The organism is Petrocella sp. (assembly GCF_059865615.1).
Genome location: NZ_JCBCDA010000129.1, coordinates 20,872 through 27,101, shown reverse-complemented (window position 1 = coordinate 27,101; position 6,230 = coordinate 20,872). Strand labels below are relative to the sequence as shown.

General features: G+C 34.5%; 6 protein-coding genes and 2 riboswitches. All 6 genes read right to left on the bottom strand.

Annotation, left to right across the window (positions count from 1 at the left end; translation table 11 throughout):
* On the bottom strand, nucleotides 1-1,032 hold a 1,032-nt coding region (locus AC6F8J_RS14520), incomplete at its 3' end, for a hypothetical protein (RefSeq protein WP_500724345.1).
* Nucleotides 1,033-1,046: 14 nt separating this feature from the next.
* Nucleotides 1,047-1,120, bottom strand: a riboswitch (cyclic di-GMP riboswitch).
* A 55-nt stretch (nucleotides 1,121-1,175) separates the two neighbouring features.
* A riboswitch (cyclic di-GMP riboswitch) is annotated at nucleotides 1,176-1,251 on the bottom strand.
* A gap of 229 nt (nucleotides 1,252-1,480) precedes the next feature.
* Nucleotides 1,481-2,662 carry a nucleotidyltransferase family protein gene (locus AC6F8J_RS14515; protein ID WP_500724344.1) on the bottom strand — a complete coding sequence of 394 codons (1,182 nt, stop codon included), beginning with the start codon at nucleotides 2,660-2,662 and terminating at the stop codon, nucleotides 1,481-1,483.
* A gap of 38 nt (nucleotides 2,663-2,700) precedes the next feature.
* Nucleotides 2,701-3,903: a CDP-glycerol glycerophosphotransferase family protein gene (locus tag AC6F8J_RS14510; protein ID WP_500724343.1), complete on the bottom strand. Its 1,203-nt coding sequence runs from the start codon at nucleotides 3,901-3,903 to the stop codon at nucleotides 2,701-2,703.
* 331 nt (nucleotides 3,904-4,234) lie between these two features.
* Nucleotides 4,235-4,951, bottom strand: a complete 717-nt coding sequence (locus AC6F8J_RS14505; protein ID WP_500724342.1) for a 2-C-methyl-D-erythritol 4-phosphate cytidylyltransferase — start codon at nucleotides 4,949-4,951, stop codon at nucleotides 4,235-4,237.
* Between the two features lie 56 nt (nucleotides 4,952-5,007).
* Nucleotides 5,008-5,712, bottom strand: coding sequence for a 2-C-methyl-D-erythritol 4-phosphate cytidylyltransferase (locus tag AC6F8J_RS14500; RefSeq protein ID WP_500724341.1), 705 nt, complete (start codon nucleotides 5,710-5,712; stop codon nucleotides 5,008-5,010).
* Nucleotides 5,713-5,751: 39 nt separating this feature from the next.
* Nucleotides 5,752-6,213 (bottom strand): lasso peptide biosynthesis B2 protein, encoded by a 462-nt coding sequence (locus AC6F8J_RS14495; protein WP_500724340.1) that lies wholly within the window; start codon nucleotides 6,211-6,213, stop codon nucleotides 5,752-5,754.
* Nucleotides 6,214-6,230 lie beyond the last annotated feature (17 nt).

The following is a 6,230-nucleotide window of genomic DNA, read 5'->3' as shown; positions in this document are numbered from 1 at the left end:
TTCTACTACCGGTTCTTCCACTACCGGTTCTTCTACTACCGGTTCTTCCACTACCGGTTCTTCTACTACTTGTTCTTCTACTACTGGTTCTTCTACTACTGGTTCTTCTACTACTGGTTCTTCTACTACTTGTTCTTCTACTACTGGTTCTTCTACTACTGGTTCTTCTACTACTGGTTCTTCTACTACCACTGACGCCTCAACTACTACCTGTTCTTTTTTTACCACTGGCTCTTTAACTGGTTTGCCGCCACCTGGCATTGATACTACTTTACCGCCACCACTTCCACCGGCTGGTTGCGTTGGTCTAGCTTGTGCAAGTTCATTTTCTTTATATAGGTTAATAACTTCGTCATCGACTGATTTAATTATTTCGACTTCTTGAACTTCTTGTCCTCTAATCTTAATATCTAATTTTTCTACTTTTGTTCTATCAATTTTGTTTTCCTCAACCAACTTTTCAACAAGTAGTTTTTCTTGCCCTTTAAGATTAACCTTCAAGGTATTATAAGATACTTCCGCGACATCACCTCTAGTGAATTTTGCTGAGTTCATTTCACTTTTCTTGATAATACCAACTTCAACTGCTTTCTCCTCTGCATTTGCCCAAGCAAAGTCGTTATTGTCATCATCATAACCAAGTGATCTTAACATTAAGGTCAAATATGATTTTTTGTCCATTTGTTGAGCAGATCCAAACTGTTCACTACTTACACCCTTTGTAATATTTAATTTATAGGCATATTGAACATATCTTTCTCCCCATGCTGGTACGTCTTTAAAGTCTACAACTTTTTCATCATAATTCTGAGCTTCTTCCTCAATTCCAAGCATTCTCATCATCATGACAAGACCTTCTAATCTTGTTGGTTCACGGTCAAGCTCAAACCCTTTGTCACTTCCGTTAAACATTCCTACTTCTGACAATTTGTCGGCAAATTCATTGCTTACAACTTCTTCTGCATTTACATTGATTTGCACCATACTAGCAACAAATATTGCTGCCATCATCCAACTTATAACTTTTTTCATCATGGTTCCCTCCTGATGGAAACTGGCTACCCTTTAAGGCCCTTTAGTTTTGCGTCCCAGCCTTTCGACTGGTTTGCCTTTTACATTGGAGTGTTTTTGTATTCTTCAACTCATATGGGTTTTTTTCAACAAAAAAACTTCCCTTTGGAAACTGGCTGCCATTTTACAGGCCCTATAGCTTTGCGTCCCAGCCTTTCGACTGGTTTGCTCTTATCAGTATGAAGTATTACATTAAACACAAGTTCCTATGATCTTTATTGATTGATTCTTTTCTTTATGAATAATCTCTCTGTCAGAATCTAATCCTATAAAGATTAACTACTGATTACATGGTATCATCTATACCCAATAGGGTAAATAGGTATTAGTGTTTAGTTATTAGGACTCTAAGTCCTATATTCATTTTTTTTATTATTATAATATATATAATTACACTTATCTCTTGGGACTATTCCTTGATATTATGGTTTTTCAAATTTAAGGTACGCATCATATATTCTTTTTTTGAAATAAATTCTTCATCTTGGTTAAAAAGAAACAATTTCTCTTTCATACCCTTCTCAGAACTTAAACTCTTCACTATCAGACGTTGCATCCAAGCGATTGGTAATAAAAATCGATGTTTATTAATATACTTATAGTCTTCTGACATCCTATTAATTGGTGGAAATAATAACTCTATAAATACAAAGAATTTACTCTTTTTCTTAAAAATATCTTTATATTTGTCATATTCATTTGCTATGCGCATCCTTTCAGAACCATTGCCAAAGGAACCACCTTCAGCTACATATTCGGCAAGAATTTGGATAACTGTGGCCTTAGGATCATAAAGCCAGGAATAATATTCAATATTCATTCCCAGATAATAATGGCATACGGTTGTAATGGAACGGTAAAACTCACCATAACCAATTTCCTCAAAAAAAACTAATTGTTCATTATGGTCAATTTTATGATGTTCTGAAAAATACATAAAGTCTAATAGAAATCTCAACCCAACACCAGCACCTTTTAAATGCTTCATCATGTGTAATACAATATAGGTAAAATGAACTTCAGCTTGAGGTATCATTATGTGTCCTTTTGCTGTTGCATGTTTAATTGGGTTATTCCAAAGTTTTTGTGTAAAGTCGTCAACATAAGGTTCCCTCTCTGAGTGCAAAATGGCATAATGCAATTCTACATTTAAAGCGTCTTTTCGTAGAAAAGTAGCATCTTTATACGTGTTCATCTTGGGGTCTGTGACATAGCCAACCTCAAGCAATATTTCCTTAGCCATCTCAAAGTCTTTTGTATCTACAAGAATATCATAGTCTCCCATGTTACGGATAAAAGGTTCTGGATAAGTTTCTGCTATAGCAACACCTTTTAGTACTAAGTAGCTTATGCCTTTTTCCTCAAGTGCATCTCCTATTTTACATAGGTTTTCAAGGATTTTACTATAATCAAGTTTATACATAAATAATTTTTTTTTGAAAAATGTTGCGTCACCCAAACCACGCATATACTCCTTCCAATAGACATACAACAAAAGGTTATGATTCGCATAAAAATCATAATCCTCATCACAAAGTTTTATATTCGTGGCTTCTTGTTTTAAATACTCATAATAAGCTTTATATTGCATATCCCATCCCCCATTAATACTACTGAACTCACTTAATTCTATTTCATTATAAACTCAATCGTTTTCTCAGAAGAATAACCTGTCTCATTGGTATTATAAAAATCAAGAATAGCTTTACAATTATTAGGAATACTACCTAGGTCCATTTCTTGAAGTTTTTGAATTAAAGTGGCATTATCCTCAACAATCATAAAAGGGGTGTCATCAATATCAAAATGAAAGGTTCGATCACGATTAATATATGCCGCTCTATCAGATTGGTATAAAATGATGGGTTTATTCAATAAAGCAAAATCTCCTGCACTAGACGAATAATCCGTTATCAAAAAATCGCTTATAAACAATAAATCATTCATGTCTTCTACTAAATTACCGTCTTTTATCTTCTGACAATCCTCCGGAATACCTTCGATACCAGCCACAGCACTATGGGCTCGAACCACACAGCACCATTCGCCCCCAAACTTTTCTTCAAGCACCTTTAAGATTTTTAATAGGTCAATCCCATCACTAGCTTGCTTTCCGCCTTGTTCGGAAGCCTCCCGTCTTAAAGTAGGTGCATATAAGAATATCTTCGTTTCAAGTTCAATCCCCAGTAGCTTTCTTATTTTTCGATTAATTTCTTGCTTCTGTTCAAAGTTGTTTTTTACGAGCATATCATTCCTTGGAGTACCATTGTTAAGCGTAGTCCCTTCAAATCTAAAAGCAGTTTCATGGACGCTTTTCCCAAAATCCGAACCAGACAGCATAACATCACATATATCTTTTTCTAAAATACGAAAATTTTTAGGCAAAAAGGTAGAATTGTATAGAACCTTTTTAAAGCCTCTATCTCCATGCCATGTCTGAACATAGATTTGGCCTTTACCTTTATATGTATATAAAGGTTTGCAAAAATTATCTATCCAGAACTTGGAAGTGGCCAGTTCCTTAAGTGCACTAAAAGTTCCCGCTTTGACACATCGAACATAGTCTGGTACAATCTCTTTTTTTCCTTCTGGATTAAGGAATAACCAAACAATCTCTATTTGTGGTTTTAAAATATGTAATTTTTCTGATATTGCTTTTGGATTATCTGAGTAGGCCAAACCATTAAAACTGATAAAAACCGCCTTTTTTTCATCTACACCTATGAATTTATTACATAAAAACATATATAACTTCCTATAAAAATCATATATCTTGATGATCATAATTTCAACAAAAGGTATTTTTTTGATCCACTTTTTAATTTTTGTCATCTAGTAACTCCTCTTTATGGTTAAAGGGTCAAAACTAAGTTTCACTAAATTCGCCTACCATATGTAGATTAAGTTGATACATTCATAACTACATATGGTAGGTGAAAGTTCAACTATATAGTTTTGACGCCTTAACCCTTTATAATTAATTATAATTATCCTTAAGTTCTGAAAGTATATAAATAGTATTATAATACACTATACTCAATCAGTTCTTTTTTATAGTTTACATATACAAGCTTTTGTAGCCTCCAAGTGATAAATCATTTTTTCAATATTCAGCCAATCTCCACACACAATGGATGTCGGTATTTTTTTACTGTTTGTTAATTTATGCTTGTTTCTTTTCTTGTCTGCGAATAATTTCGCCAAAAGTAAACAAGTCTATTTGAGTCGTTATTTTAAGATTGTTTATAGAATCCACCACTACATACAATGGATATCCATAGTGGTTCATGAGTTCCGCTGAATTAACAAAAGTGGAAAGATGATTAGCCTTAGCTTTCTTATGAGCAACCACTAGATCTTCAAGTATAAAACCTTGAGGTGCTTTTGCAAACGTACAATTGCTTCTCGTCGGCAAACGGTTAATTCTACCATCATCGTCTACCTCAGCAATACTCTCAGGAACATATGCTACTGTTATTGATGTACCATGTTCCCTAACACAAGCTAGGTTATTCGTAATCACTTGTTCACTAACAAAAGGCCTGACACCATCACTTACAAGAACCACTGTCTCTTTTGGCTTATCACAACCTTCATAAATAGCCTCAAGACCTTTGTAAATGGATTCTTGCCCCGTATCACCGCCTGAAACAATCCACTTTACTTTTGTAATACCTTCTTTTTGAATTAAGTCACGTAAATGGTCTTGCCATTCATCTAAGCAAACCACGGCAATCCCATCTATTTCATTGTGACGTTCAAAACAAGAAATAGTGTGAACAATAACTTCCTTGCCTTCCACTTCAATAAACTGCTTTGGCCTTTCAGCATTTTCCATTCTAAGACCCTTACCTCCTGCAAAAATAAGTGCAATATTCATAAGATACCCTCCATTATTTATCTTTCTATTTAATTCTCTTGATTTGAATCTTTTTATTAAAGCTCTTTATGTATAAGGTCCAAATAACCTATAAACATATCAACATCTTTTTTAGTGGTGATTTTGTAAGTCTTTTCATCGCCCGCCACCATAGCAACTTTAATATTGTTTTGAAATAACAAAGTACAACTACCTGTTGCTCTCGTTAAATCCTCATCTTGGGCAGATGTATGTAAATCATAGTAATCTCCAAATCGAATACAAACTGGCGTTTGCCCTCTGTATAAACCTGATTTGGATAAAGTCTGTTCTAGAAATCTATCATCTCTACTCAGATATAAAGCGTCGTTCTCCTTAATAACCGGTATTGCAGCCCCTGTTTTATGGGCCATTGTTATTGTCTTTCGAACCACATCCGGATTAAGTAATGGTCTTGCTGCATCATGAATCATTATGATGTCTTCATTCGCCATAAATTCACGTGCTTTTTTTAATCCGTTATAAATAGAATGTTGTCTAGATTTACCACCATGAACAATATACTTTGGCTTCTTCAAGCCAAGTTTTTGAACCCATGCCTTAACATAAGCTTCCCAGGTCTCAAGGACCACCATAACAATCATATCCACTTCATCAATCTGCTCAAGTGTCTCTAAGCCATATAAAAAAATAGGTTTGTCTTGAATCTCTAAGAATTGCTTAGGACAATCCATACCCGTTCGTGTACCGTTACCACCTGCGAGAATAATACATGTTGTCATATAAATCTCCATTCCAAAATTTAATATTACTCAAATACATTAGATTCTTGTATCACTTAGACTATAACCTAGTCTATTTTTGTTTTTACTATAACCTCTTTTATAGACCACAGAAAAAGCGTGTGCATTCTCTCCTCCAGTTATATACATGTCTCCTGCTTCTGTCCATGTATGAGCCAATAATCCTTCCTCTTCGTTTTTTGATAGACCAAAATATATCATCATATTAACACCCCATAACTTGGCAAAAAACAAGGCGACCAATGCCTGTTCATAACACTTGACACGCCAAAAAACATGTCCGTTAAGATGATTAAGAATTATGGCCATAGACTTTAATCTATAGGCCTGTCTCTCTGTCAGAGCTTCTGTTTCTACCGCATCTACGTTTGTCATAAAATGAATCAAAGTCTTAAACGGCACAAGCTTAATTACTATGTGCCCAATACCTGTCAAGATAACAACCAGAATAAATAACAGTATTTTTTTTAGTCTTATCATAGATAACACCAGGTCTT